This is a genomic window from Bacillus cytotoxicus NVH 391-98 (assembly GCF_000017425.1).
Classification (GTDB): domain Bacteria; phylum Bacillota; class Bacilli; order Bacillales; family Bacillaceae_G; genus Bacillus_A; species Bacillus_A cytotoxicus.
In genome coordinates, this window is sequence record NC_009674.1 from 418,424 (window position 1) to 445,190 (window position 26,767).

The following is a 26,767-nucleotide window of genomic DNA, read 5'->3' on the forward strand; positions in this document are numbered from 1 at the left end:
GATGGCACGCATTGAAACAGAAAAGATGTCTCAGTTATTACAAGTATATTTTATTATGGGGAGCAATAACTGTCACAAGGGTCCATTACAAGTAATGAAAGAAGCACTAGATGGTGGCATTACCCTTTTTCAATTTCGGGAAAAAGGAGAAGGAGCTCTAACTGGAGAGAAAAGAGTCCAATTTGCCAAACAGTTACAAGCGCTATGTAGGGAGTATCGAGTTCCTTTTATTGTGAATGATGATGTGGATTTAGCGCTTAAGCTGGATGCAGACGGTGTTCATGTTGGACAAGATGATGAAGGAATTGAAGTTGTCCGTGAAAAAATGGGCGATAAAATTGTTGGAGTGTCTGCTCATACAATAGAAGAAGCGCATTTTGCCATTGCAAATGGTGCGGATTATTTAGGAATAGGCCCTATTTTTCCAACAAACACAAAAAAAGATACAAAAGCAGTTCAAGGATTAAATGGATTACGTTATTTTCGGGAAAAAGGTATTAATATACCGATAGTTGGAATCGGTGGAATTACAATCGAAAATGCTTCTTCAGTAATAGAAGCAGGAGCAGATGGTGTTTCGGTTATTTCAGCCATTAGTTTGGCGAGTTCAGCCTTTGACAGTGCGAAAGCATTCGTGCATCAAGTGAAGAAGTAAAGATGGGGATTGAACGGTTGTGTTCTCATCTTACATGAGAAAACGATGGAGTTAATGGAAGTATTTAAAACATATAATGTGGAGTGCAAATGTATTGTAAGAGAAGGATTAGGGAACTTTTTTCCAGATGATTTTCCAAAGTTATTAGCAGAGGCAAGTCAATATATATTGGAGCCTAGTATAGAGTAGAAGAGTTTAGTTGGAGGATTGTATAAAACAAAGGTACTAGTTTAAACAAACGTTTGATTAAATGGAAAAAAAGCGCATGACTTATAGAATAAGTCATGCGCTTTTTTGTTAAAACATAATCGAAATAAGTAACATTCCGATACCGATAGAAGCAAAGGTTGCAATGAGACCAGGAATCATAAAACTATGATTTAGTACATATTTACCAATACGTGTTGTGCCTGTACGGTCAAAGTTAATTGCAGCAACGATTGTTCCATAATTTGGAATGAAGAAGTAACCATTTACTGCAGGGAACATTGCAATAAGAAGTGCTGGTGAAATACCAAGCGATAAGCCAAGTGGCATAAGAGCACGTACAGTAGCTGCTTGGCTATACAATAAGATAGATAGAACAAATAGTGCAATAGCGAATAACCATGGTGCACTTGTTACTAAATGTTGAATAGATCCTTGAATGAAAGTTAAGTTACCATTAAAGAACGTGTCGCCCATCCAAGCGATACCAAAAATAGCAACAACAGCTGTAGCACCAGCCTTAAAAACGTTACCAGATACAATGCTTTCTACATTTGGTTTACATAAAATAATAATAAGAGCGGCAATTGTTAACATAACCATTTCAATTGCATTTGGCATCGATAGGTGAACGAATTTTCCATCGATTATCCAGCCTGGTCGCAGTGCTTCAAATGAACCAAGGAGAACAACGAAAACAGTTGCGAATAAGAAGAGGATAACAGATAATTTCGCTCCTTTTGTACCGACGAACTCTTTCTTTTCTTCTAATTTTGGAATCATACCTTCTTTTAATCGTTTTAAATACTCAGGGTCATCTTTTAACTCTTTTCCCATTTTACTTGCAACGAAAGCTGCTAGCATACAAGCAATAAAAGTAGATGGAATGCTTACCTTTAAAATATCAAATAAAGTAATTTTATAATCAGCTAGCATTGCTAGAAGTGCAACAGTTGCTGCTGAGATAGGACTAGCTGTAATGGCTTGTTGGGAAGCAATTACGGCGATTGACATCGGGCGTTCAGGGCGAACTCCTGATTCACGTGATACTTCTGCGATAACAGGAAGGACAGAATAGGCAACATGGCCTGTTCCGGCACATAATGTAAATAAATAAGTAACAATAGGTGCGAAAAATGTAATACGCTTTGGATTTTTTCGCAATGCTTTTTCCGCAAGATGGACAAGGTAGTCCATTCCTCCTGCTGCCTGTAGGGCACCAGCAGCTGTAATGACTGCTAAGATCATTAGCATAACGTCAATTGGAGGTGCTGTAGGTTGTAGGTGAAAGATAAATACAAGTATTGCCATACCAACTCCACCCATCACTCCTAAGCCAACTCCACCAAGGCGTGCGCCAATGAAAATACAGAGTAGTAGGGTAAGAAATTGTAACCAAAACATAATAAACTACCTCCAGAAATTTAATGGGTTGATATTTTTGAATAATTTAATTTAATTGAAAAACTAGAAAGAATCCAAGAAAACCCCTTATTTCTAAACATTTTTTATTATATAACATATAAAAAGGAACATTCATTCTTTTCGTGAAAGTATTTTGAAAAAATGATATATCGTTATTTTTTAATAAGTAGACATTTTGATTATGATGTTGTAACCTGTGAAAGGGAATATTTAATTCTCATAAAACCCCCATATTATTCAACTCATTGGGCGAGAAAGGCAAACTCGTGGAAACATAAGGCTGCAAAACTGTAGGGCTTAAGGTCAAGAGAAGGCGAAGCTAGTCAGTTACCGAATAGATTGGATTGGTTTTGACCAATTTTTGATATTGGTCTTTTTTTATTTACGTACCTTTAAATGAGAAATAATATCAATTTAGGGGCTAAAACATTATATTATTTAACTATACAAAAAATAAGGAGGAAGTGCTTTTATGAGGAAATATTGGCATAAGTTATCGTTTTTACAGAAAAATGTATTGCTGACTGTCTTGGTCATTTTTACGCTTGTTGGAAGTATGGCGGTATTAAGTCTTAACATGTTCCAAGATAGCATGATGAATTTATTTGAAAAACAGTCAATTGAAACAGGAGATATTGTATTAAATGAACTGGATCAGAATTTGATTAGAGAGGTTGCAGAAGATCCTACAACTCAAAGAGTGAAGAAAGAAAGAATTACAGAGCAGCTCGATAAAGTAGCAAAAGATTTGAAAAGTGTTGGGCAAGTATATATTACAGGTGCAAAAACAAATGAAAAAGATGCGCCACAAATTGTCGGATTGAATACGGAATTAGCTAAATCTGTAACTGTGAAACCAGGTGATTATTTCGATATGCCTGCTCATTGGATGAATGCATACCATAAGGTAATGGATAGAAAGAAAGCACAAATGACAGAAGTATATGAAGATCAGCTTGGTTCATGGGTAACAATATTAGAGCCAATTATGGATAAAGAAAAAAATATTATTGCAGTTGTAGCAGCGGATGTAGATGCATCGATTGTTCCGAGTACAAAACAACAATTTATCATACAAGGTTTAATCTTTATGAGTATATCATTAGTGCTTGCTATTGGAATTCAATTCTTTATTGTTCGTAGTTCTTTAGCACCATTACAAGAGTTGCGTGAAGGATTACGGAAAGTAGGAGATGGCGATTTAAATATTCAATTAAGGGAACGATCAGATGACATTGGAATTATTAATGCTTATTTCAACACGACAATACAAAAATTTAAAGCGATTATTGATAAAGTAAAGCAGACAGCAGAACAAGTTTCTTCTTCTTCACAAGAGTTATCTGCAAGTACAGAAGAAAACAATATGGCAGTTCAGGAGATTGCAAGTTCTATAGAAGGATTAAATGAAGGAGCACAGTCTCAAGAGGCTTCCGTACAAAAATGTTTGCATATTGTAAATGAGATGGGCAGTAGTCTTGAGGGAATTACGGGTGCTGCGAAGCATGTTACAAGTGCATCTGAAAGCATGGAGCAACATTCTTTAGAAGGAAATGAAGTTATCTCTCAAATTGTGAAACAAATGAATTTAATTCAAAGTGCGGTTCAAGATTTATCTTCTATTATCTATTCGTTGGAAAATCGCTCTAAACAAATTAGCGATATTGTAACAGTAATTACAGGCATCTCAAACCAGACAAACTTACTTGCTCTAAATGCCTCTATTGAAGCGTCGCGAGCTGGAGAAGCTGGTAGAGGATTTGCAGTGGTAGCAGATGAAGTGCGTAAATTAGCGGAGCAGACAGAGGCATCAGCTAAAGATATTGCCAAATTGATTGGAGAAACACAAGCAGAAACAGAAGAAGCTGTAGTTTCGATGCAAAAAGGTTCAAAAGAAGTTGAATCAGGAATTGAGCTTGTTCATAGTAGCGGTGAGTTCTTTAACAAAATTTTAAAATCAGCGCAGTCTGTTACAAGTCAAGTGAAAGCAGTTTCAGGTACTTCAAGTGATGTTTTACAAAAAAGTCAAGGAATCGTGCAGGTTGTGAATCATTTATCTCAGATTGCTAAGACATATGCAGAAAGTAGTAATCACGTAGAAGAAAGTATGAAGGAGCAAGAGATGACTGTTCAAGAAATTGCTGAGCTAGCAACATCTTTAAGTTGGCTTGCTCAAGAGTTACAAGAATTGATTGGTGAATTTAAAAGCGAATAGAGCATAAACAAGGTGTAGATGGTAAGGGAAGTGAATGACATGGAAGCAGTATTAACAAATTCTTATAATGAAACAATCAAAGAGTCTCTAGAAAGAATAAACGGAAAAAGTAGAATTCCTATGGATTTCCGAAATCTAGAGGGAGAAGTAGATACAAAAACAATATTGTTTCCAATAACAATTAATATGGTTGATCTGTTAGGAGCAAGTATAATGTGGTTACATCATATTGCTAATGAGAAACATATAATTGTTTTGTATCATGAAAGGGAAAAACTATTTCCTATTGTGATTGAAATCTCTCCTTTCCTTTCTTATAAAAAGTTAAAAGAACAGATCGTTGAGCAAATAGGTCAAATTCAAGCGATGGATGAGACAGACATACAAGAATTACAAAAGCATGATAATCTATTTGGAATGGCACCTATTATTGTTGGTCAAACATACTATCATTCACAGGAGAATGATATATTACAGTTTGTCCTTAATGAAGAGAAGCAAGGTGTAGAAGTGATATTTAATGGTTTGATTTGGAAGGAAAAGACGATTGCTCGCTATATGAGGCAAATAGAGGGAGTATTCATACATGCCTTACAGAATAGAGATGAACACGTTGGGAATTTCCGAATTATTACAGATGAAGAGATAGCACTCTATAATGAGATAAATAACACGAAAGCAACATATCCAGAAAAAAGCATTGTTGAGATGTTTTATAAAACGGTTAAGCAATTTCCGAATCGTATTGCATTATCTTCTAAAGAAGGTGCTTTAACGTATCAAGAATTGAATCAAAGAAGTAATCAAATAGCTCACATGTTAATACAAAATGGTGTGCAACCAGGAGATTATGTGGGGATTTTTATGAAACGCAGTATCGACACAGTGATAAGTATATTAGCTGTGTTGAAGGCTAATGCGGCATATGTTCCAATTGATCCAGATTATCCGGAGAGTAGAATTGAGTACATTATTCAAGATAGTAAAGCGAAAGTTATTTTAACAAAAGAAACAGAGATTACATCTAAAGGTATTCAAGCAATCTCAATCTATGATAGTGAGAATTATTTGGTTAATGATGTGAAGCTTCCTATCAATTGTGATGATATAGCATATATGATTTATACATCAGGATCGACAGGGAATCCGAAAGGAACAATGTTAGCTCATCGAGGTGTTGTCAATCTATGTACTTGGATGCAACGACAGTATAAATTAACAGAAGAGGATGTATTTGCACAGTTTCCTTCATTTAGCTTTGATGCTTCTGTATGGGAATTATTTGCTGCTTTATTTTGCGGAGGCACCTTATATGTATTATTAGAAGAAGAACGCTTATCGGTAGAAGCATTTGCAAATGCAATCCATAGAGTAAAAGCAACTTCTATTTTAGCGTTAGCAACAGTTTTTGTAAGACAAGTAGCAACCTATTTAGAAGATGAAGAGATATATAAGCTGAGTTCATTGAAACGGATTGCAATTGGAGGAGAGATGTTACCGATCGAGGTGATTAAATTATGGAGAGAAAGAATTGGAACAAATATTGAAATTCATAATGTATATGGACCGACAGAGTGTACAGTCGTAACAACAACTTACCCGATTCCGAGTCAGTTGGATGAGAACATTGTAAGTGTTCCAATTGGTAAGCCGTGTGCAAATTATCAAATTATGATATTGGATGAGAATATGAGGCTTTGTCCAATTGGTGTACCTGGCGAACTGCATATAGAATCAGTAGGACTAGCAAAAGGATATTTTAATAAACCGGAAAAAACAGTAGAAGCATTTGTTCCAAACCCATTCAACCCTATTGTTAATATATATAAAACTGGAGATATCGTTAGACTCTTAGAAGACGGGAATATTGAATTTTTACATAGAAAAGATGATCAAGTGAAAATTAGAGGACACCGTATTGAGTTAGGAGAAATTCAAAATCAAATTTCTCAAAATTATAATGTAAAAGAAAATATTGTGTTTGCTAAGAAAAGTAAAGAAGGAAGTCAATATTTGATTGCTTTTTATACAACTTTAACAAAAAAAGAGATGCCAGAACTCATTTACAAATTACAAGAGCAGTTACCAGATTATATGATTCCGTCTAAGTTAATTTATATTGATGAACTACCGCTTACACCAAATAAGAAAATAGATGTTAAGAAACTAGGGCAACTAGAAGAAGAGTATGAGCCGACTCGCCTACAAGAATATGTTGCACCATCTACTGAAGCAGAGAAGATTATCGCACAGGCTTGGACAGAAGTATTAGGAGTTTCCAAAATTGGTGTACATGATGATTTCTTTACCATTGGTGGGCATTCATTAAAAGTATTACGTATTTTAACATTGTTAAAAGAAGATTTTCCGCATTTAACAATTCAAGACTTCTTTAAGGAAAAGACAGTGTATAAGTTAGCGCGAATACAAAGGGAGTTAACCCTAGAAGAAAATGTATTTCATGAATATAAATGGATACATGAACCAGAGGCTATTCAGTATACGGAAGGAATAACTAATAACCGGATTTCCAATGTCTTTTTAACAGGAGCAACAGGTTATTTAGGATCACATATCCTATATGAATTATTGCAGCAAACCTCAGCTCATATTTATTGTTTAGTAAGACCTAAAAAAGATGTAGAGCAAAGAATTATGGAAACTTTAACAGGATATTTTCATGATATTCCAAATGAAGCTCTGGCACGTATAACAGCTATTCCTGGTGACCTTGGTGAAGAATACTTTGGACTTAGTAAGGAAGAGTTTATAGCGATACGTTCTAAAGTTGATACAGTCGTTCACTGCGGGGCAGACGTAAGACATTTTGGGGATGTAAAGCAATTTGAAAATGTAAATATTCAAGGGACAAAGCGCATGCTTGCATTAGCCGATGAAGGAGCAGCATTCCATTTTATTTCTACGATTAGTATTCCAATCGATTTAGCAGTAGAACAATGGGATATGTATAAAAAACGCGGTGATTTTGAGTATCATGTAGAGTTAGAGAATGTGTATTCCAATAGTAAACTACAGGCAGAAAATCTTGTTCGTGAAGCAATGAGTCGTGGCATGAGAGGGAATATTTATCGCGCTGGTAATTTAACATGCCATTCCGAAACGGGAGTATTTCAACAAAATATTGAAGGAAATGCATTTTATCGCCTCATTAAAACGATGTTATTAATTGGACAAGCACCAAACGTGAAGTGGAAAGTGGACTTTGCTCCAATTGATTTTGCAAGTAAATCAATTGTGACGTATATGCAAGATCCTCAAATTATAGGTGAAACATTGCATATTTGTCATCCAGATCCGATTGATTTTGTACATTTTGTGCAGTTAATGATAGAATGCGGGCATCATTTAGAAATTGTTCCTCTTTCGCAATATGTAGATTCAGGGTTACAGTTAGCGAAAGAGGATGAGGAGATAGCAGAATTGATTGCTTCACAAGTAGCTGGCGATGGAGCGCAGCAGTCTGAATTTGTAATAGGTACAAAAAGAACAAATGAATGGATAAAGAAAAAGAAAATTGCAGTGCCAATAATTGACCAACAGTTTATTCAGAAGCTATTAGCACATGGAGAACAAGTGGGGTATTTTCCAAACGTAGAAAAATAACAGACAAGATGTACCATGCTTTTGTTTGTTCAATAAAATAAATCATGCTACAATGAAAACGAATTAAGGACCGGGGAGCCAAGTGGCTGAGAGGATGTAAAGGAACATCGACCCTCAACCTGATCTGGATAATGCCAGCGTAGGGAGTTGCTTAAGGGAATGTAGCATATGTTATTTTATAATAACTTGCATACAAGGCTTTCCTACGTCATAGTGGGAAAGCCTTTTCTTGTTTTTAACATATTATTTTGCAAAGGGGATTTTAGCATGTCACAACAAGTTACAATTTCATTTTCAGTGGTACCACAAGCAAAAACAAAAGATTTATATACGGTCGTGGATAAGGCAATTGAAGTTGTCCAACAATCAGGCGTTCGTTATGAAGTAGGTGCGATGGAAACAACGATGGAAGGAGATTTAAATGAACTTCTTGATATTATAAAACGTGCACAACAAGCTTGTGTAGATGCTGGAGCAGAAGAAGTGATTACCTCTATTAAAATCCACTATCGTCCAAGCACAGGTGTAACAATTGATGAAAAAGTATGGAAGTATCGTGATGAATATGAAAAAACAGAAGCGATCTAATTTCGCAATTACAACAGTTTGGCTGATTCTTCTCATTGCGATATGGGAAGGATCTGTTTCATTATTTCACATTGAACCATGGATACTGCCAAAACCTTCTACGATTATACAAGAATTAATTGGCATGAAAGAGCTATTACTTCCAAATATAACAAAGACGTTGCAAGAAGTGATAAGCGGTTTGTTTTTTGCAATTCTACTTGGAACAAGTATTGCTATTATGATGGATGTTATCCCGATTTTTCGCCTTCTTATGAATCCGTTACTTGTTATTTCACAAACTATTCCAATTGTTGTGCTTGCACCTCTATTTATCATTTGGTTTGGATATGGAATGCTACCAAAGGTGATGGTTGTTATTCTTGTTTGTTTCTTCCCAATTGCCCTTAGTATTTTAGAAGGATTTCAAACGGTAGATAAAAGTATGCTCAAATTATTACAAACAATGCGTGCATCAAAATGGCAAATGTATCAAAAAGTAAAATTTCCTGCTGTGCTTCCATATTTTTTCTCAGGGTTAAAAATTGCTGTTACATATAGTGTGATGGGGGCAATTATTGGGGAATGGCTTGGTGCAAGTGAAGGATTAGGGGTTATGTTAACCCGTGCAACAAAGTCGTTTTTAACTGCTCGTGTATTTGGTATAGCGGCTATGATTGTAATCGTCACGTTATTTTTATATTTTATCGTAGAGTGTATGGCCAGAATAACAGCACCATGGATATATAGAAAGGAAGACAGAAAATGAAAAAGAGCTTAAAAGTCATGTTAGCAACACTGTTTGCAGTAAGTGTTGTCGGCTGTAATACAGCGAAGAAAGAAGAGAGCAGTGACAAAGAGAAAAAAGTAAAAGTTGTTTTAGATTGGTTTCCGAATACAAACCATACTGGTTTATATGTGGCAAAAACAAAAGATTATTATAAGAAACAAGGTTTAGATGTAGAAGTTATTCAGCCTGGTGATAATGTATCAGCAGAGCAAATGATTGCTTCTGGAAAAGCTGATTTTGGTGTGAGCTATCAAGAAAATGTTACATCGGCACGTGTGGAAGGGATTCCAGTTGTATCAATTGGAGCAATTATTCAACATAACACATCGGCATTTGCTTCTTTAAAAAAAGATAATATTACTTCACCAAAAGATTTTGAAGGAAAGCGTTATGGAGGATGGGGAGCACCAGCAGAGGAAGCAACTTTAAAAACCATTATGGATAAACATCAAGCCGACTTTAGTAAAGTAGAAAAAATTGTGCTTGGACAAACAGATTTCTTCAAATCAATTGGTCGTGATGCTGATTTTGAATGGATTTATTATGGCTGGGATGGAATTGAAGCGAAACGTCAAGGAAAAGAATTAAATACAATAATGGTAAAAGATTTAGATCCAGCACTAGACTTTTATAGCCCTGTTCTTATCACAAGTGAAAAGAACATAAAGCGAAATAAAGATGTTGTGAAAAAGTTTATGAGTGCAACAGCAGAAGGATATCATTTTGCAATTCAGGAGCCAAAACAAGCAGCTGATATTTTAATCAAGAATGTTCCAGATATTAATAAAGAGTTAGTGCAAGAAAGTCAAAAGTGGTTAAGTACAAAATATCAAGATGATGCAAAAGCGTGGGGAGTACAGAAGGAAGAAGTTTGGACAAATTACATGAATTTCTTATACGATAATAAGGTAATCAAAAAGAAAATTGATGTAAAAGATGCCTTTACAAATGAATTCCTTCCAAGTGAAACATGAGTGGATTACGAATAAAAGATGTTGTGAAAGCATTCGGTGGTAAAAATGTATTAGAGAATATTCATGCTTCTATACAAGAAGGTGAATTTGTATCCTTTGTAGGCCCGAGCGGTTGTGGGAAAAGTACATTGCTTAATATGATTGCCAGTGTGGAAGATACAACTAGCGGTGAGATTACGTATCATGATGAGCTTGTACAAACACAAGATTGTGTAAGTTATATGCCGCAGCAAGATTTATTGCTTCCGTGGCGTTCAGCTTTACAAAATATTGTGTTGCCATTAGAAATTGAGGGAAAGAAGTCTAAGAAAGAACGTTTAGCAGAGGGGATGGAAGCATTAAAACAATTTGGATTGTTTGAATATGCAGATCATTATCCCGACTCATTATCTGGAGGAATGAGGCAGCGGATTAGCTTTCTTCGTACGTATTTATGTGAGAAACCTATTATGTTACTTGATGAACCGTTCGGAAAATTAGATGCCTTTACAAAAATGGAAGTGCATCGCTGGCTGTTAGATTCTTGGCATCAAGAGAAACAAACAATTGTAATGGTAACGCACGACTTAGACGAAGCGATACTATTATCTGACCGTGTATTCATCTTATCGCAAAGACCAGCAACTATTGTAGGGGAAGTACACGTTCATTTACCCCGTCCGCGAACAATGGATATGTTAACATCTGTGGAATTAAAAGAAGATAAAACAGAAATTTTAAAGACATTAGCTCCGTATATGAAGAAATAAAGAAAGCCTCTGAATGTGAGATGTTCAGAGGCTTGTTATTTTTTAGAGAAATAGAAGTTCAGCAAAAGAAAAACATTCACATTTATAGTGAATGCCTTTTCCCTGTGATTAACATGATTTTGGAGAACTCTTACATGAGAATTATATGAAGAAGCACGCTTATGGTGCACATATAAGCGTGCTTTTTCTATCATATTGTCTATTTTATAACTATTTATAGATGCCTTTCCCTAACAGGCTACTATCTTTGTTTATATGTACAGATAGCTTAAATTAGAACAACGATTGTCCCTATGACTACAGGATAATGTGGTGAATAAAGAAAAACAAGAGATTTAAAAGGAAATTCATGTAAACTTCAATCGAACTTCACATAAACTTCATATCCGAAACTTAATATAAGGATTATTTGTTTTTGTCTAAAAAGAAAGGTTCCCATACTAAATGAAAGGAATCTGGAAGAGGAATTATTATATAGAGTGAAACTTTAATCAGTGGGAGTTTTACTCCTCTAAAATAGCGGAATACAATAAGGTGAGAACGTATGAAGAAAGGGTCTGTTTTGAAATAGATTTATAACGAGACAGGGACATGGTAAATATACGAATAACTTCAACTGATTAGAGTACATAACAAACCGAGGAAAGGTATTATGAAAATAAGACTCCCCCATCAGGGATTCTTAGAAAGAGGGATGGGGGAAGTTCAATAAATAGAAAGTAAGTTCAAACTAATTTGTTTGTATAACTGGATTTAACATATCTGCTACAGTTCCTGTTCCGACACCGCCAATTGTAACAGAGCCACCCGGAGGAATTTCACTATTCCAGCCAGCATTTGTTATGACATAATGATCCTTTTCTTTACGAATTAGTTTCGAATCCCAAAATTGCGTTAAATTTCCATTGTAATCGAATTCTAAATTCCAGTTTTTAATAGGTGTCGTTCCAGTATTTTTAATTGTAATAGAGAAATTATAACCATTGCCCCAATTGGAAGTAACTGCAAATATCACATTCTCAGCACCGTCTGGGGGCGAAGTATTGCTGTCATCTGTTTTAACAGTAATAGAAGAAGGCTGTGATTGGTTCCCAGCGGCATCTTTTGCAATGATAGAGAAAACATATTCTGTGTTTGGTGCTAAACTTTTAATTGTGATGTTATTTGTTGTTGTTGTCCATTTCTCCTTTTCAGAACGAACTTCATATTCGGTAACACCGACATTATCAGTAGATGCTGTCCAACTTAGTTGTACGAAGTTGGCATTTTTGTTGGTCACAACAATATTTTTTACAGTTGTTGGGGGTTCGTTATCCTTTTGCTGAATAGGTCCTCCTAATAGTTCCGTGACTAATGTATCAAGTAACTTTGGACCATTACAGTCATATTTTGAGCTCTTACGACAATCTCCACTTAATTCCCAAAACATTGCCCCGCCTAAATCTTTTGCTTTTATATAATCTGTTTTATGCTTCATAGATTCATTGTCGTCATAGCTAATAAATGTTCCTGTATTTTCGTTGTATAAGTATGGCACTTTAGCGTTGTCATTCCAGTAACGGACAAAACCATTTTTGTTTACATAGTTTGCTGCTAGGTCACCATAATCATATATCCCTGTATCACCGGTAGAATAATCATCCCAAGTACCTTTAGAGGCTAGCTTTCCATCGTTACCTGGTGTACATGGCTGATATTGTCCATTGTTATCTTTCCCACAACTTTTCCAACCGCGACCATAAAAAGGAACACCTAGTACAATTTTATCTGCTGGGACACCTTCATTTTTATAAATTTCTACTGCACCATCTACATAATATTTTGTATCAGCTGCTGGATCCTGAGGATCTTTATATAGTGCAGCATTATGATTGGAAGTAGCTTCCCATCCTCCATGAAAGTCATATGTCATAATATTAATCCAATCTACAATTTGGGAAATCTTTTTAAGCTCTGTATGGTCAGCGTAGCGCTGGCTTGCACCTGAAGCAATTGTTAATAAGTAGGATTTTCCATCTTCAGAGCTAGCTTTATCGAGTGCATTTCGAACATCTTGGAGAAGTAGTGTGAAATTTTGTTTATCTTCGGGACGGTAACTCCCTCCTGGAATTGTTTCAACGCCTGGGTATTCCCAATCTAAATCTACACCATCAAAACCATATTCTCGAATAAAGGCGACAGTAGATTCGGCAAATACTTTTCTCGTTTTTTCATCAGCAGCCATGTCTGAAAAGCGATTAGACCAAGTCCATCCCCCAACGGATATAAGCGTTTTTAAATGTGGATATTTTGCCTTTAATCGCTTTAATTCTCCAAAATTCCCGCAGCGAGCATATTTATCACAATCTTCCCATGTTGTTCCGGAACCAGGAAAGGATTTATTAACATCAGCCCATGGTTCGCCTAATACAAGCGTACCGTCTGGAACATCTTTATTTTGTAGTGGGACGCTAGATTCTTTACATGGCCAAGTTTGTTTATTTGGGTTATCTGGGTGTGTAGAAGGATTGCCGTGTCTGCCATTCCAACAAATATCAGCAAATGCATAGTTTAAATGAGTGAGCTTAGAAGCATCTATATCGGCAACTTGATAGTTGCGGCCATAGATCCCCCACGAAGGGAAATATCCAACGATTTTTTTGCTTGTTGATGACGAATCTGCTAATGCGAAATTTGGAGCTATAAAGTTTGTAAGAAAAAGAGGCAAGAAGAGTAGTAGAGACAGAAGCAAGAGTGAACATTTTTTAATCTTCATTATCATTTCTCCTTTCAAAATTGAAATAGGTGTAATGGCAAAATTGCCGATTAACGAAAACAAACAGACATCACGAGGTCTATACAAGTAACAGGGGGTAATTTCATCGTAGCAAACACCATATTGAGTGTAAACGTTTTATTGCTTGGAAAAAGGTTTTCTCAATATAAAGGAGTGCAGTAAGCGAAGTATGCATACAGTAGGAAGAATAAAACTTAAAAATAAAGGGATTTAGAGAATCATTTGAGAAAGAATTGTTTAGAGAAGAGGCGTTATGAAATGGAAATTCTTTGTATGTTCCTGTAATATAATAGGAAAAGGATGTAAGGAGGGGAGAGTGTGGATGTTTTCTTGCATATTGCTGAGGAAAAAATTCAGCAAGCAATTCATAATGGTGATCTTAATGATTTATCTGGGAAGGGAAAACCACTGCAATTAGAAGATCTTTCAATGGTACCTTCAGAACTTAGAATGAGTTATAAAATTTTGAAGAATGCGCATATGATTCCTCCGGAGATGGAGTTACAAAAGGAGATATTAAAAATAGAGGATTTGATTGCGTGTTGTTATGATGAGTCAGAAACGAAAAAGTTAAAAGCAGAGTTAACGGAAAAAACACTTCGCTTTCAACAGTTAATGGAAAAAAGAAAAATAAAAGGAAGTTCGGCTTTTCGTATGTATCAAAATCAAATCCTTCATAAATTACGGTAAGAGAGCAAGAAATGAAAATGTAGTGAGGTGTAATAGAAAGGAGGGATTGAAATGGGATTTGCAATCGCAGCATTGCTATTTTTCATTTTAATCGGAATGCTTGTAAAAACAGTTCGCTCAAATAATAAAAAAGTAAACCTACATAAAACAGGAAATGGGGACAATTCATCTACTCATATTTCACCTCCCCTCGCTTTATTTGCAGGATCTGATAGCGGGACTTCACATGATAGCGGTAGCTCCCATGATTGTGGAAGTTCTTTCGGAGGCGATGGCTGCTGCGGTGGTGGAGACTGTTAGAAATACGCTCTTTTATGAGTATGTTTCTTTTTAAACAAACGTTTGATTAATTAAGATGAACTGCTATGAAATCGGTGAAACAAATGTTTATCCTGTATATTTACTAGATCATAAATAGAAACATAGAATCGATTCATTAGCTTTAAAAAATATTTTTTCTGAATTTAGGAAATATCACCTTGTAATGAAGATTTTATATTTGTTATCATTAGACTGAACGGTCGGTTTTTTGGAGGGGAATATGCGAAAAAGTGCAGAAGAAATAAAAAAAGAAATTGCATACAAAGCAGAAGAATTATTTTCGCAAAAAGGTTACGCTGCAACATCTATGGAAGAAATTTGCGAAATTACAGAGCGCAGTAAAGGAAGCATTTATTATCATTTCAAAAGTAAAGAAGAACTATTTTTATTTGTGGTCAAACAACATACGTATGATTGGATTGAGAAGTGGAATGTGAAAGAAAAGCAATATCATACGAGTACTGAAAAACTATATGGTCTTGCGGAATTTCATGTAGAAGATACACAACACCCGATTTTTAGTGCGGTAGAAGAGTTTTCTACAAGCCAAGTGGTGAGTAAAGAAGTACTAGATGAAATGCTTACTTTAGCAAGAGCATCATATGGTGTATTTGAAAAATTAATTGAGGAAGGAATCCAATCTGGGGAATTTCGTCAGGATAATATTCGTGATCTTATGTATATTGTAAATGGTTTATTGTCTGGGCTTGGTGTGCTTTATTATGAACTTGATCCTATAGAGATGAAACGAGTTTATAAAAAAGCAATTGATGTATTGTTACAAGGAATGGCAGCTGATTCTTAAATCAGTAGTCTTTCTCTTATAAAAATAGACCGAACGGTCGGTTTATAAGGAGGTTCAAATGAAAAATTTATTTAGTAATCGCGCTTTTTTATTAGTCACGATATCCGATATTTTGCAACAACTTGCTATTTGGATAAGAAATATGGCACTTTTATATTTTGTTATGGAAAGGACGAACAACGATCCTATCTCAGTTTCATTATTATCGGTTATGGAGTATGCACCTATTTTTATTTTTTCATTTGTCGGCGGTGCACTAGCTGATCGGTGGAATCCGAACCGAACAATGGTAGCTGGCGATATGTTAAGTGTATGTTCCATTATAGGTATTATTGTATTGTTAAAAATGGATTATTGGCAGGCCATATTTTTTGCAACGCTTGTCTCAGCGATTGTTGGACAATTTTCTCAGCCTTCATCATCAAAAATTTTTAAGCGTTATGTAGAAGAAAAATATGTTTCAAATGCGATTGCATTCAATCAAACGTTACAGTCATTGTTTCTCATTTTTGGTCCAGTTATAGGGTCTGTTGTTTATACACAATTAGGGGTGTTTACAGCGTTATATAGCTTAATTGGACTCTTTTTGTTATCTGCCCTGGCATTGTCCTTTTTACCAATATGGATTGAAAAAGAGGAAAAAGTAGAGCGTACATTAGGAAGCGATATAAAAGAAGGGTGGAAATTCGTTCTTCAAACGAAAAATGTAAGCATGATTACAGTTGCTTTTGCGATTATCGGTTTAGCGGTTGGATTAACGAATCCATTAGAAGTTTTTCTCGTTATTGAACGATTAGGATTAAATAAGGAAGCTGTTCAATATTTAGCAGTTGCCGATGGAATAGGAATGCTAATTGGAGGTGGTGTTGCTGCTATATTTGCTTCCAAGGTACATCCGAAGAAAATGTTTGTGTTTGGTATGTTTGTATTAGCTCTATCATTTCTCGTAGAGGGAGTATCAACATCATTTTGGTTGACTAGCTTCATGAGGTTTGGAACGGGCATTTGTTTAGCTTGTGTTAATATTGTTGTTGGCACACTTATGATTCAGCTTGTACCAGAAAATATGGTTGGGCGTGTAAATGGTACCATTCTTCCAATTTTTATGGGAGCTATGCTAATGGGGAATGCATTTGCTGGAGGAGTGAAAGAAGTGACTTCAATCATCGTTGTCTTTTGTATAGCAATGCTACTTAGTTTAATGGCAATTTTACCTATTTTACGTATGAATATAGGTAGTGCGAAAGTGACAAATCAAATGGAAAGTACAAAGCAAAATGGTGTTAAAAGCTTTAAATAAAAAGGGGGGATTTACACCCTTTTTATTTAGAACTTTTCGATAACTATATAGACAAAGGATATATTGATATTACAATGATAATTTGCAGACTAGGAGAAAGAATGGAAAAGTTAAATTTACAACTTGTATATGAAATACAATATTCGGAGCAGTAGCTAAAAAGTATAGAGATTGATATACTTCCGCTAAGTTAACATTAATTTACTTATTAGTACCACTCCTAGGTTCTTTAAAAAAGTTAGATGCAATGCAACAAACTATTCCAATAATTAGAATACTATATTTCACCATTTTACTTGTATGCTCAAATAAATTAATTCCATTAAGCATTACAAGTCCCCAAAACACTTGAGTCGCTCCAAAACCTAATAATATTCTTCCTGTTTGAGAAAATTTTCTCACAGTCTCCCAGTTTCCTGATATATGTAAATTGCATCGTGAAAACTAAAAATGAATGATTAAAAATAAACTTTCTGCAAGTTTATGGGTTATTGGTATGCAATTGTATGAGTTAAGTCGCAGCTTGTTGAAGATTAGGAACGGATCAGCAGTAAGAGAAAAAATAAAGTTAGTGTAGTATGTTTGTAGTAGAAGTAAGTTTAGTGGTGCTTGTGTTTATATGATTGACGTGCAAATGCATTTGTTTCATTTTGCTTTTTACAGGCGCATCGTTCGTTTTAAACAAACGTTTGATTAGTTCGTTTGCACATAGCATAGAATGAGTCATATTGTGAAATGGAGAAGAAACAGAAAGTGAAAAATAAAAGAAAGCTAGCATTCTGTTTTTATAGCTGCAAGATGAGTTTTCGTTATTAAACTTGCTGTTAAAATTGGAATGATTCATACGCTTCGAACGTGGTTCGAAAGTATATTTTCAAACTAAAAAATGCCACTTTCTATAAAATGGCACTTTTTTCATTATAATGTTTCTAATTTTGGCGTTGGTGGTGTAACGGAAGTAGTGTGTTCAGGTACGCGTGTTAGTATGAAGCCCCCTAGAATAAATAAAACCGTAATACTTAATACACCTGTATTTGTTTTTCCAGTTAATTGGGTTGTAACACCGACGAGTACGGGACCGATAATTGCAGCAAATTTACCAAAAATGTTATAAAATCCAAAGAACTCATTTGCGGCGTCTTTCGGTACTAATTTAGCAAAATAGGAACGGCTTAATGCTTGAATTCCTCCTTGAGAAGTTGCGACAAGCATAGCAAGAATCCAAAAGTCTAACGTTGTTTTTAGAAAATAAGCATATATGCAAATGATAATATAGATGATGATGCCGACATATAACATTTTTCTTCCTGTAAACATTGCAGAGAGTTTTCCGTATAGTAAAGCGAATGGACAAGCTACAATTTGTGTGACAAATAAAATGATAAGGAGATTTGTTGCACTAATACCAAGATCTGTTCCATAAGCTGTCGACATAGTAATAATCGTATCCACTCCATCGATATAGAAAAAGTAAGCGAGTAGGAATATAAAGACGGTTCGATATTGTTTTATGTTTTTAAAAGTATTTGTTAAACGCTTAAAACTCATAACAATCGGTTTTGATTCTCTTTCAATATAGTGTCTTTGTTCTACATTCTTTAGCATGGGAATTGTAAATAGTCCCCACCAAAGAGCTGTAATCGCAAAAGAAATTTGACTCGCTATGCCTGCTGATAAGGGAATGATTCCTTTTTGTGATAACATAATAAGAGCAATACAACCGATAAAGGGGATGGTGCTTCCGATATAGCCTAGTGCAAATCCGCGCGTTGAAATTTGGTCCATTCGCTCTTCTGATGTAACATCGACTAAAAATGCATCATAAAAGATATTTGCACCAGCAAATCCGATTAAAGCGAACATATAACAAATGAGTAATAGATACCATTGTGAAGTAGGAACGATAGCTAGCATACTTGTAAATAGAATGCCCAGACTGAAAAAGAAGATGAAAAAGCGCTTCTTAAATCCTTTATAATCGGCAACGGTGCCAAGTATTGGCGCAAGTATAGAAATGAGGAGTGTAGAGATAGAGTTTGCATATCCCCAAAATGCTGTTGAAGTTGCACCGGATAAACCAGCTTCTTTTGCCGCAGATTTAAAGTAAATAGGAAAGAGTGCGGTTGTAATGACAAGTGAATATACTGAATTGGCCCAGTCATACAATATCCAGCTTTTTTCTTGCCTAGATATTTTTTTCATAAAGTGTTCCTCCTTAGTATGTTCTAATAGTAGTGTACAAAAACATAACAGATAAAAAGAGAAACAGAGATGAATTTTACATAATTTTTACATATACACATTTTTCTTTACAATTGTAGTAAATCCTCTATTACAGTTCCATCCGTTTTGCCAAGGTGTAATCCAAGTAAGCGTGCAATGGTAGGGCCCTCATCAATAAGTCGCATATATGGAATGACAACTCCTTGTCGAATTCCTTTTCCACCCGCTATAAAGATTGTTTCATAGTTTGGTTTTGTAGGAGAATAACCATGTGTACCGAATGTATACTTTTTATTAGAAATTACATCGTTCTTTGTAATTTCTTTTATAAAATCTCCGGTGTAACTTTCAGTGAAATAATAACCTTCCTGGGCTTCTAGCATAAAAAGACAATTGCCATCAGCGCCATATTCTTTTGCCGCTTCATCATGAAGAATAAATTCAATTCCATTTTGTTTATTTTGAAGAAGGGTCTCAAGAAGATGTTGAACAGTTTGAATCGTTTGTATATCATTTTTATCTTTTACATACACGTAAGCTGAACCGTCACAACTTTGACAATATGCTTTCCAATGTGTGAGTTTGCCCCTTTGATTAATAGAAATGAGTCCTTTTTGATGAAAGAGAACGTTTAATTGAATTGCTTTACTTTCATTTAGAGCACTGTGATCACCGAGTGCGATAATGGTACTTTCTTCGTATATCCCACTTGCTTGTAAAGCCTTTGTTATTTTTCCTAACCGCTCATCGTGCCGTTTGATAGCCGCCTCTGTTTTAGGAGAATGAAATCCGTGATAATGGCGTTGCGTGTCTAAATCTGTAAAATGGACAAACATCACATTAGGTTTTTTCGTTTGAATCGTATAAACAGCGGAAGCAAGAACGAAATCATCGAGTTCTGGTTGCGATAATCCTTTTCTAATATGACCAAAACGATGGTTAAGTTCGAGCTGATAAAGCAGACTGCCGCTAAATAATGAAACTAAAATTTGATTTTGCCATGGTCTATTTGGAAAGATTTCTGGTAGGTTATAGTCTATTTTCGCTCTTCCCGTAACGGGCCATAGAAGTGCTGCTGTCGTTAAATTTGCTTTTCGTGCTTCGTCATATAATGTTGTTCCTTTAATGGAACGCCGATACCAATGCCAATCTGGTGATTCTCGCCCTGGTTGAAGTAAAGTATTGCACACAACGCCATGTTTACTAGGATAGTTGCCAGTTACAATCGTAGCGTGGCTTGGGTATGTTAACGAAGGATAAATTGTTTCCACCTTTTTGGCGATTGCTCCTCGCTGCATAAGAGATTGAAAATGGGGAAGCTCTTGTAATATAGGAAAATCTAAGGCTGATAAACAATCGAAAGATAAAATGATGACATGATTCGTTACTGCTGTATTCATTATCGTGTACACCTCCTCAAGATTTCATTTGTTTTTATACTCCTATTAAAAGGAGATTACAAAGATGGTATGAACAAATTCAAATATTTACTTTCAGAAAAATCAAACATAAAATAAGGATACGAAAGTAAATGAAAGGAGGAATGAAATGGATGGATTTGAAGTCTTTTATATCATTGGAGCGATGACCATTGTTATCGTATTTACTGTTTCGTTTTTGTTAAAAAAATTGTTTCCAGCAAAATCATTTGATATTATATTTGCACTTGTCGTAATCCTTCTTTGCATAGCTTTTTTGTTAGTCACAATTTTCGTTATTGGTAGTTGGGAAGGACTGGGATATGGTATAGCATGTTTCTTTATATTATTGGGAACACTTATTGGTATGATTGCTCATCAATTTTTTAAGCTTTTTCGAAATACATCTGTATAGATTAAGTATAAACGTAGAAGAGAATGAAAAGAATATAAAAAATTAAGAAAATTAACTATTGTTTTAAAAAATAATTTATATTATGATGATAGGAAAATTTATCTTGTTATAACGATGAAAAAGGACTAGTACATATCTCATCTTTTTCTCAGAGAGGGAATCCATTGGCTGAAAGATTCTTAAAAAGGCGATATGGAACCTACCTTTGCGTTCTGCATATGCGGCGGGAAATTCCCGTTATCAAAAAAGAGAGCATGTACAACTTTTGTGCATGAATCAGGGTGGTAACGCCGGCAAAAGCTCGGTCCCTATTTCGGGACGCGGGCTTTTTTTTATGTTTTAAAGGAGGGGAAAATATGAAAAAAGAACAAGTGCAAGCCATTACAAAGATGGAGGAAGATTTTGCTCAGTGGTATACCGATATTGTGAAGAAAGCAGAACTGGTTGATTATTCAAGTGTAAAAGGTTGTATGATTTTACGTCCATATGGATATGCATTATGGGAGAATATACAAAAAGTGCTGGATGAAAAATTAAAAGCATCCGGTCATGAAAATGTGTATATGCCAATGTTTATTCCAGAAAACTTACTTCAAAAAGAAAAGGATCATGTGGAAGGCTTTGCACCTAAAGTAGCATGGGTTACACATGGAGGAGATGAGAAGTTAGGGGAAAGACTTTGTGTGCGTCCAACATCTGAAACATTATTTTGTGAGCATTTTTCAAAAATTGTTCAGTCTTATAATGATTTACCTAAATTATATAATCAGTGGTGTTCAGTTGTCCGTTGGGAAAAAACGACGAGACCATTTCTTCGCACAACTGAATTTTTATGGCAAGAAGGTCATACAATTCATGAAACGGCAGAGGAATCGCAAAGGGAAACTTTAAATATTTTGAATGTATATGCTTCATTTTGTGAAGAGTATTTAGCAATTCCAGTCATTAAAGGGAAGAAAACGGAAAAGGAAAAATTTGCAGGAGCAAAAGCGACGTATACAATTGAAAGTTTAATGCACGATGGGAAAGCACTTCAAACAGGAACATCTCATAATTTTGGTACAAATTTCTCTGAAGCATTTGAGATTAAATATTTAGATCGGAATGGAAAATGGCAATATGTACATCAAACATCTTGGGGCGTATCCACAAGAATGATTGGGGGGCTTATTATGGTTCATAGTGATAATAATGGACTTGTTATACCGCCAAAAGTTGCACCAGTGCAGGTGATGATTGTGCCAATTGCTCAGCATAAAGAAGGGATATTGGAAAAGGTAGCAGAGTTAAAAGAGCGAATTCAACAAGTTGCACGTGTAAGAATAGATGCGAGTAGTAAAACACCAGGATGGAAGTTTAATGAGTATGAAATGAAAGGTGTGCCAATTCGTTTAGAAGTTGGTCCAAAAGATATCGAAAAAAATCAAGTAGTACTTGTTAGACGAGATACGAAGGAGAAAGAATGTGTATCAATGGATCAATTAGAAGAGCGGATTGTATTGGTACTTAATGAAATTCATAATTTCTTATTTCAGAAAGCAAAGGCATTTCGTAATGCAAACACATACAGCGTTACAAGTTTTGATGAAATGAAGCAAGTAGCTAATGCAAAGCAAGGGTTTATTAAAGCGATGTGGTGCGGCGACCTTACATGTGAAGAGAAATTAAAAGAAGAGGTAGGCGTGACATCGCGTTGCATACCATTTGAACAAGAGCAGTTAGCGGAAGAATGTGTATGCTGTAACAAAAAAGCGAACAATTTAGTCTATTGGGGAAAAGCATATTAATGTATGTGACTTAGTCTGGAAAAGAATCTTACGTGTAGAATGAAGATCCTTTTTTTATATGAATTTCGATTCGTTATAATTAAGTATAGAAAAGTAAGGGTACTGGGAGATGAAAGAAAATGAAACATTATATTGCAGTTGATATTGGTGGTACACAAATGAAATATGGAGTGGTGTCAGAAGAGGGAACAGTGCTAGTACATCATGCAGTTCCGACAGAAATCCATTTAGGTGGGGAGCAGATTGTTCAAAAAATGATTCATTTATCTCATCATTTAATGAAACTTCACGATATCTCTGGCATCGGCATTAGTACAGCTGGAATTGTCGATATTCATAAAGGAATTATAACAGGCGGAATAGATCATATACCAAATTATGCGGGCATTCCAATTATTGAGAGATTACAAAATATATTGAATGTCCCTGTATCTATAGAGAATGATGTAAATTGCGCAGCATTAGGAGAAAAATGGAAGGGGGCCGGACAGCAAAGAGCAAACTTTATTATGCTTACGCTAGGTACAGGAATTGGTGGTGCAATTATCATTGGTGAGAAATTGTATCGTGGTCATTCATTTAGTGCGGGCGAATGGGGGAATATGCGAATAGAAGGGGAAAGATTTGAAGAAGTTGCATCTATTTCAGGATTAATTCGCCTTGTAAAGCAATATAAAAGTGGCGGTCAGTGGGATGGGAAAAGAATCTTTGAACTATACGATAAGAAGGATAAAGAAGCAACGCAAGCTGTTCAAAAATTTTTTCAGCATTTAGCGATTGGAATTAGTAACCTTGCTTACATTTTTAACCCAGAAGCAATCATTATTGGGGGAGGGATTACCGCAAGAGGGAACGTCTTTTTAGAAGAAGTGAAAAAAGAAGTAAAAGAATACTTGAATAGAGAGAGTTATGAAAACTGTGAGATTGAGCTTGCGCAACATGGTAATCATGCTGGAATGATTGGAGCAATTTACCATTTATTACATCCATCTAAATAAATAATACAAATGTTTTCATAATAATTGAAAATTTATTCTTTTTTTCAATCGACAAGAAATGCTACAATATAAGAGAAGAATACAATATTTTCCCTTTTCGGGAGAATATCTTGTAGAAAGGAAGAAACTTCATGCCTATTATTTTAGAAAAAGGACAGAAGATTGATTTAACGAAGGGACAACCAAAAGTAGCAAAACTACAGGTTGGTTTAGGATGGGATCCTGTGGGACAATCAGGTGGATTTCTCTCTTCCTTATTTGGCAGTAAACCAAACATCGATTGTGATGCATCAGTAGTTATGCTAGAAAACGATCGTTTTGTGAATAAGAATGATCTCGTTTATTTTGGGAATAAGCTTTCTGCTTGTGGGAGTATTATTCATTCAGGTGATAATTTAACAGGTGAAGGAGAAGGCGATGACGAAACAATTTTCGTAGAATTGCATAAAGTTCCAAGTCGTATTAATCGTTTAGTGTTTGTTGTAAACATTTATGATTGTGTGAATCGTCGTCAAGACTTTGGAATGATTCAGAATGCGTATATTCGTATTCAAAATCCGCAAACGCGTGAAGAATTAGCACGTTACAATTTATCTGAAAATTACGGTGGGAAAACGACATTAATTGCAGGTGAAATGTATCGATACGGAAATGAGTGGAAGTTCTCTGCGATTGGGGAAGGCACACAAGATAAAAATTTAAGTGAGATTGTATCTCGTTATCAGTAATTGAGTTTAAGGAGGAAGAATAAATGGCATCTATTTCATTAAAAAAAGGACAAAAGGTTGATTTAACAAAAACAAATCCAGGATTATCTAAAGTACTTGTAGGTCTTGGATGGGACACAAATCGTTATGATGGACAACATGATTTTGATTTAGATGTTAGCGTTTTTCTAGTAGGGGCAAATGGAAAAGTTTCCGGAGCGGAAGACTTTGTATTCTATAACAATCCAAAGGGCGCAAATGGTTCCGTACAACATTTAGGAGATAATCGTACAGGCGAAGGAGACGGCGATGATGAAGTAATTAAAGTAGATTTAAAGAATGTTCCTGCAAGTATTGAGCGCATTTGCTTTACAATTACTATTTATGAAGGAGAAGGTCGCAACCAAAACTTTGGACAAGTATCTAACTCTTTCGTACGCATTATAGATGAAGAAAAGAACGCTGAATTAATCCGCTATGACTTAGGAGAAGATTTCTCGATTGAGACAGCGGTTGTTGTTGGCGAGTTATATCGTCATGCTGGCGAATGGAAGTTTAATGCGATAGGAAGTGGATTCCAAGGTGGATTAGGTGCATTATGTAATAACTTTGGATTAGATGTAGAGTAATTAGGTTCATATATATAGAATGACAATAGAGGTGAAGATAGATGGCGATCCAGTTGCAAAAGGGACAGAAAATCGATTTGAGTAAGACAAGCCCTGGTCTAAAAAAAGCAATAATCGGCCTTGGGTGGGATATTAAGGCGTATGATGGTGGATCTGATTATGATTTAGATGCATCAGCCTTTTTACTAGATGCACATGGAAAATGTACGAAAGAAACAGATTTTATTTTCTATAACAACTTGCAGTCTCCTTGTGGATCTGTTTTACATACAGGTGACAACCGTACAGGTGAAGGAGAAGGCGATGATGAGCAACTTATTGTAGACTTAACAAAAGTTCCAGCGGATGTTCAAAAAATAGCTTTTACAGTTACAATTTATGATGCGGAAAGTCGGAATCAAAACTTTGGACAAGTCGCAAATGCGTTTGTTCGTTTAGTAAATGAAGAAACAAATGAAGAAATTTTACGTTTTGATTTAGGAGAAGATTTTTCCATTGAAACAGCAGTTGTTTTTTGTGAATTATATCGTCATAATGGACAATGGAAGTTTAATGCGGTAGGAAGTGGATTCCAAGGGGGATTAGGTGCGCTTGTAAGAGCGTATGGCTTGGATGCATAAGAAGGAAACGAACTTCGTTTCCTTCTTTTTGCCCTTTCTATAAATCTAGCAAAGAATAGGGGATAATGGTAAGATGAGCGTTTTACAAGGAATCCTTGATACGTATGCCCAATTTTTTGATTTGGACATGTGGATTAGAGTATTACAAGATCCAGTATCTTGGGGCTTAATTGGTACACTTGTTGTACTTGAAGGATTATTATCTGCTGATAATGCACTTGTGTTAGCTGTAATGGTAAAACACTTGCCGGAAAAGAAGCGTAAAAAAGCATTATTTTATGGTTTAATTGGTGCATATGTGTTCCGATTTATTGCAATTGGAATCGGGATGTTCTTAATTAAATTATGGTGGGTGAAAGTACTTGGAGCCCTTTACCTTGCATGGCTTTCTATCAAGTACTTTATTGACAAACGCAAAGGTGAGAGTGAAGAAGAAGAAGCTCATGGTATGAACCAAAATAGCGTTCTCTTTAGAATATTTGGTGTATTCTGGGGAACAGTTGTCATGGTTGAGCTTATGGATATTGCATTTTCAGTAGATAGCGTTCTTGCAGCTTTTGGTGTATCCAATGAAGTTTGGATTCTATTATTAGGTGGAATGCTGGGTATTTTAATGATGCGTGGTATTGCAGGCGTATTTTTAAGATTATTAGAACGTGTTCCTGAACTTGAATCGACAGCGTATATTTTAATTTTAATTATTGCAGCGAAGATGTTACTATCTGTGATTCATATTGAAGTACCGCACTGGTTATTCTTTATGATTTTAGTGATCGCATTTAGTGCAACATTTATTTTGCATTATATGCGAAAAGGACAAGCCAGAGAGGAAGTTGCGGCTACGAAGGAAGACGATAAATAATTGACTTGGG

At 35.5% G+C, this 26,767-nt stretch carries 24 protein-coding genes, 2 riboswitches and 1 other annotated feature; of the genes, 19 read left to right on the forward strand and 5 right to left on the reverse strand.

All coding sequences use genetic code 11. From position 1 onward, the window contains the following. Window position 1 precedes the first annotated feature (1 nt). Window positions 2–655, forward strand: coding sequence for a thiamine phosphate synthase (thiE, locus tag BCER98_RS02140; RefSeq protein WP_011983480.1), 654 nt, complete (start codon window positions 2–4; stop codon window positions 653–655). Window positions 656–700: 45 nt separating this feature from the next. Continuing rightward, window positions 701–844 carry a hypothetical protein gene (locus BCER98_RS22355; protein WP_157671232.1) on the forward strand — a complete coding sequence of 48 codons (144 nt, stop codon included), beginning with the start codon at window positions 701–703 and terminating at the stop codon, window positions 842–844. Window positions 845–952: 108 nt separating this feature from the next. Here the strand turns inward: BCER98_RS22355 and BCER98_RS02145 are convergent, their stop codons facing one another. Next, a complete protein-coding gene (locus BCER98_RS02145) occupies window positions 953–2,266 on the reverse strand; it encodes an anaerobic C4-dicarboxylate transporter family protein (RefSeq protein ID WP_011983482.1) in 1,314 nt (437 codons plus the stop codon). A 268-nt stretch (window positions 2,267–2,534) separates the two neighbouring features. Then, a riboswitch (cyclic di-GMP riboswitch) is annotated at window positions 2,535–2,622 on the forward strand. A 137-nt stretch (window positions 2,623–2,759) separates the two neighbouring features. On the opposite strand from BCER98_RS02145, the gene BCER98_RS02150 reads away from it, so the two are divergent. From BCER98_RS02150 to BCER98_RS02175, 6 genes are all read left to right on the forward strand, one after another. Continuing rightward, window positions 2,760–4,502: a methyl-accepting chemotaxis protein gene (locus BCER98_RS02150; protein WP_011983483.1), complete on the forward strand. Its 1,743-nt coding sequence runs from the start codon at window positions 2,760–2,762 to the stop codon at window positions 4,500–4,502. Window positions 4,503–4,541: 39 nt separating this feature from the next. After that, the gene (locus tag BCER98_RS02155) at window positions 4,542–8,126 is read left to right on the forward strand and encodes a non-ribosomal peptide synthetase family protein (protein ID WP_011983484.1); all 3,585 of its coding nucleotides are present in this window, start codon (window positions 4,542–4,544) and stop codon (window positions 8,124–8,126) included. A 61-nt stretch (window positions 8,127–8,187) separates the two neighbouring features. Then, window positions 8,188–8,289, forward strand: a riboswitch (TPP riboswitch). Window positions 8,290–8,393: 104 nt separating this feature from the next. Further along, a complete protein-coding gene (locus BCER98_RS02160; RefSeq protein WP_011983485.1) occupies window positions 8,394–8,714 on the forward strand; it encodes an MTH1187 family thiamine-binding protein in 321 nt (106 codons plus the stop codon). After that, complete coding sequence (locus BCER98_RS02165; RefSeq protein ID WP_041809399.1) at window positions 8,686–9,462, forward strand: ABC transporter permease; 777 nt, start codon at window positions 8,686–8,688, stop codon at window positions 9,460–9,462. Before BCER98_RS02160 ends, BCER98_RS02165 begins: the two co-directional genes overlap by 29 nt. Further along, window positions 9,459–10,457 (forward strand): ABC transporter substrate-binding protein, encoded by a 999-nt coding sequence (locus tag BCER98_RS02170; protein WP_011983487.1) that lies wholly within the window; start codon window positions 9,459–9,461, stop codon window positions 10,455–10,457. The genes BCER98_RS02165 and BCER98_RS02170 overlap by 4 nt, the downstream gene beginning before the upstream one ends. Next, window positions 10,454–11,206, forward strand: coding sequence for an ABC transporter ATP-binding protein (locus BCER98_RS02175; protein WP_011983488.1), 753 nt, complete (start codon window positions 10,454–10,456; stop codon window positions 11,204–11,206). Before BCER98_RS02170 ends, BCER98_RS02175 begins: the two co-directional genes overlap by 4 nt. Before the next feature lie 730 nt (window positions 11,207–11,936). Here BCER98_RS02175 and BCER98_RS02180 read toward each other — a convergent pair. After that, on the reverse strand, window positions 11,937–13,961 hold the full coding sequence (locus BCER98_RS02180) for a glycosyl hydrolase family 18 protein (protein WP_011983489.1): 2,025 nt from the start codon (window positions 13,959–13,961) through the stop codon (window positions 11,937–11,939). A 339-nt stretch (window positions 13,962–14,300) separates the two neighbouring features. Between BCER98_RS02180 and BCER98_RS02185 the strand changes: the two genes are divergently transcribed. The 4 genes from BCER98_RS02185 (at window position 14,301) to BCER98_RS02200 (ending at window position 17,098) form a co-directional block, all read left to right on the forward strand. Further along, the gene (locus BCER98_RS02185) at window positions 14,301–14,672 is read left to right on the forward strand and encodes a DnaJ family domain-containing protein (RefSeq protein WP_011983490.1); all 372 of its coding nucleotides are present in this window, start codon (window positions 14,301–14,303) and stop codon (window positions 14,670–14,672) included. A 51-nt stretch (window positions 14,673–14,723) separates the two neighbouring features. After that, on the forward strand, window positions 14,724–14,972 hold the full coding sequence (locus BCER98_RS02190; RefSeq protein WP_011983491.1) for a hypothetical protein: 249 nt from the start codon (window positions 14,724–14,726) through the stop codon (window positions 14,970–14,972). Window positions 14,973–15,213: 241 nt separating this feature from the next. After that, window positions 15,214–15,798 carry a TetR/AcrR family transcriptional regulator gene (locus BCER98_RS02195; protein WP_011983492.1) on the forward strand — a complete coding sequence of 195 codons (585 nt, stop codon included), beginning with the start codon at window positions 15,214–15,216 and terminating at the stop codon, window positions 15,796–15,798. A 58-nt stretch (window positions 15,799–15,856) separates the two neighbouring features. Then, a complete protein-coding gene (locus BCER98_RS02200; protein WP_011983493.1) occupies window positions 15,857–17,098 on the forward strand; it encodes an MFS transporter in 1,242 nt (413 codons plus the stop codon). Between the two features lie 201 nt (window positions 17,099–17,299). Here the strand turns inward: BCER98_RS02200 and BCER98_RS22815 are convergent, their stop codons facing one another. The 3 genes from BCER98_RS22815 to BCER98_RS02215 form a co-directional block, all read right to left on the reverse strand. Continuing rightward, window positions 17,300–17,500 carry a hypothetical protein gene (locus tag BCER98_RS22815; RefSeq protein WP_041809402.1) on the reverse strand — a complete coding sequence of 67 codons (201 nt, stop codon included), beginning with the start codon at window positions 17,498–17,500 and terminating at the stop codon, window positions 17,300–17,302. Between the two features lie 516 nt (window positions 17,501–18,016). Then, on the reverse strand, window positions 18,017–19,300 hold the full coding sequence (locus tag BCER98_RS02210) for an MFS transporter (protein WP_011983494.1): 1,284 nt from the start codon (window positions 19,298–19,300) through the stop codon (window positions 18,017–18,019). 107 nt (window positions 19,301–19,407) lie between these two features. Then, a complete protein-coding gene (locus BCER98_RS02215; RefSeq protein WP_011983495.1) occupies window positions 19,408–20,721 on the reverse strand; it encodes an alkaline phosphatase family protein in 1,314 nt (437 codons plus the stop codon). A 148-nt stretch (window positions 20,722–20,869) separates the two neighbouring features. On the opposite strand from BCER98_RS02215, the gene BCER98_RS02220 reads away from it, so the two are divergent. The 7 genes from BCER98_RS02220 (at window position 20,870) to BCER98_RS02250 (ending at window position 26,757) form a co-directional block, all read left to right on the forward strand. Next, window positions 20,870–21,154, forward strand: coding sequence for a YesK-like family protein (locus BCER98_RS02220; RefSeq protein ID WP_011983496.1), 285 nt, complete (start codon window positions 20,870–20,872; stop codon window positions 21,152–21,154). Window positions 21,155–21,259: 105 nt separating this feature from the next. Continuing rightward, window positions 21,260–21,467: a binding site (T-box leader), on the forward strand. 43 nt (window positions 21,468–21,510) lie between these two features. Continuing rightward, complete coding sequence (gene proS, locus BCER98_RS02225) at window positions 21,511–22,941, forward strand: proline--tRNA ligase (protein WP_011983497.1); 1,431 nt, start codon at window positions 21,511–21,513, stop codon at window positions 22,939–22,941. A 119-nt stretch (window positions 22,942–23,060) separates the two neighbouring features. Further along, on the forward strand, window positions 23,061–23,939 hold the full coding sequence (locus tag BCER98_RS02230) for an ROK family protein (RefSeq protein WP_011983498.1): 879 nt from the start codon (window positions 23,061–23,063) through the stop codon (window positions 23,937–23,939). 131 nt (window positions 23,940–24,070) lie between these two features. Further along, the gene (locus tag BCER98_RS02235; RefSeq protein ID WP_011983499.1) at window positions 24,071–24,667 is read left to right on the forward strand and encodes a TerD family protein; all 597 of its coding nucleotides are present in this window, start codon (window positions 24,071–24,073) and stop codon (window positions 24,665–24,667) included. 23 nt (window positions 24,668–24,690) lie between these two features. Continuing rightward, window positions 24,691–25,275, forward strand: coding sequence for a TerD family protein (locus BCER98_RS02240; RefSeq protein WP_011983500.1), 585 nt, complete (start codon window positions 24,691–24,693; stop codon window positions 25,273–25,275). 41 nt (window positions 25,276–25,316) lie between these two features. Beyond that, entirely contained in the window at window positions 25,317–25,895 is a 579-nt protein-coding gene (locus BCER98_RS02245; RefSeq protein WP_011983501.1) for a TerD family protein, read from the forward strand. A 73-nt stretch (window positions 25,896–25,968) separates the two neighbouring features. Continuing rightward, window positions 25,969–26,757, forward strand: a complete 789-nt coding sequence (locus tag BCER98_RS02250) for a TerC family protein (RefSeq protein ID WP_011983502.1) — start codon at window positions 25,969–25,971, stop codon at window positions 26,755–26,757. Window positions 26,758–26,767 lie beyond the last annotated feature (10 nt).

Bases quoted from the DNA above. Each gene is read 5' to 3' on its own strand.
- thiE (WP_011983480.1), top strand. From the start codon at position 2: ATGGCACGCATTGAAACAGAAAAGATGTCTCAGTTATTACAAGTATAT.
- BCER98_RS22355 (WP_157671232.1), top strand. From the start codon at position 701: ATGGAGTTAATGGAAGTATTTAAAACATATAATGTGGAGTGCAAATGT.
- BCER98_RS02145 (WP_011983482.1), bottom strand. From the start codon at position 2,266: ATGTTTTGGTTACAATTTCTTACCCTACTACTCTGTATTTTCATTGGC.
- BCER98_RS02150 (WP_011983483.1), top strand. From the start codon at position 2,760: ATGAGGAAATATTGGCATAAGTTATCGTTTTTACAGAAAAATGTATTG.
- BCER98_RS02155 (WP_011983484.1), top strand. From the start codon at position 4,542: ATGGAAGCAGTATTAACAAATTCTTATAATGAAACAATCAAAGAGTCT.
- BCER98_RS02160 (WP_011983485.1), top strand. From the start codon at position 8,394: ATGTCACAACAAGTTACAATTTCATTTTCAGTGGTACCACAAGCAAAA.
- BCER98_RS02165 (WP_041809399.1), top strand. From the start codon at position 8,686: ATGAATATGAAAAAACAGAAGCGATCTAATTTCGCAATTACAACAGTT.
- BCER98_RS02170 (WP_011983487.1), top strand. From the start codon at position 9,459: ATGAAAAAGAGCTTAAAAGTCATGTTAGCAACACTGTTTGCAGTAAGT.
- BCER98_RS02175 (WP_011983488.1), top strand. From the start codon at position 10,454: ATGAGTGGATTACGAATAAAAGATGTTGTGAAAGCATTCGGTGGTAAA.
- BCER98_RS02180 (WP_011983489.1), bottom strand. From the start codon at position 13,961: ATGAAGATTAAAAAATGTTCACTCTTGCTTCTGTCTCTACTACTCTTC.
- BCER98_RS02190 (WP_011983491.1), top strand. From the start codon at position 14,724: ATGGGATTTGCAATCGCAGCATTGCTATTTTTCATTTTAATCGGAATG.
- BCER98_RS02195 (WP_011983492.1), top strand. From the start codon at position 15,214: ATGCGAAAAAGTGCAGAAGAAATAAAAAAAGAAATTGCATACAAAGCA.
- BCER98_RS02200 (WP_011983493.1), top strand. From the start codon at position 15,857: ATGAAAAATTTATTTAGTAATCGCGCTTTTTTATTAGTCACGATATCC.
- BCER98_RS02210 (WP_011983494.1), bottom strand. From the start codon at position 19,300: ATGAAAAAAATATCTAGGCAAGAAAAAAGCTGGATATTGTATGACTGG.
- BCER98_RS02215 (WP_011983495.1), bottom strand. From the start codon at position 20,721: ATGAATACAGCAGTAACGAATCATGTCATCATTTTATCTTTCGATTGT.
- BCER98_RS02220 (WP_011983496.1), top strand. From the start codon at position 20,870: ATGGATGGATTTGAAGTCTTTTATATCATTGGAGCGATGACCATTGTT.
- proS (WP_011983497.1), top strand. From the start codon at position 21,511: ATGAAAAAAGAACAAGTGCAAGCCATTACAAAGATGGAGGAAGATTTT.
- BCER98_RS02230 (WP_011983498.1), top strand. From the start codon at position 23,061: ATGAAACATTATATTGCAGTTGATATTGGTGGTACACAAATGAAATAT.
- BCER98_RS02235 (WP_011983499.1), top strand. From the start codon at position 24,071: ATGCCTATTATTTTAGAAAAAGGACAGAAGATTGATTTAACGAAGGGA.
- BCER98_RS02240 (WP_011983500.1), top strand. From the start codon at position 24,691: ATGGCATCTATTTCATTAAAAAAAGGACAAAAGGTTGATTTAACAAAA.
- BCER98_RS02245 (WP_011983501.1), top strand. From the start codon at position 25,317: ATGGCGATCCAGTTGCAAAAGGGACAGAAAATCGATTTGAGTAAGACA.
- BCER98_RS02250 (WP_011983502.1), top strand. From the start codon at position 25,969: ATGAGCGTTTTACAAGGAATCCTTGATACGTATGCCCAATTTTTTGAT.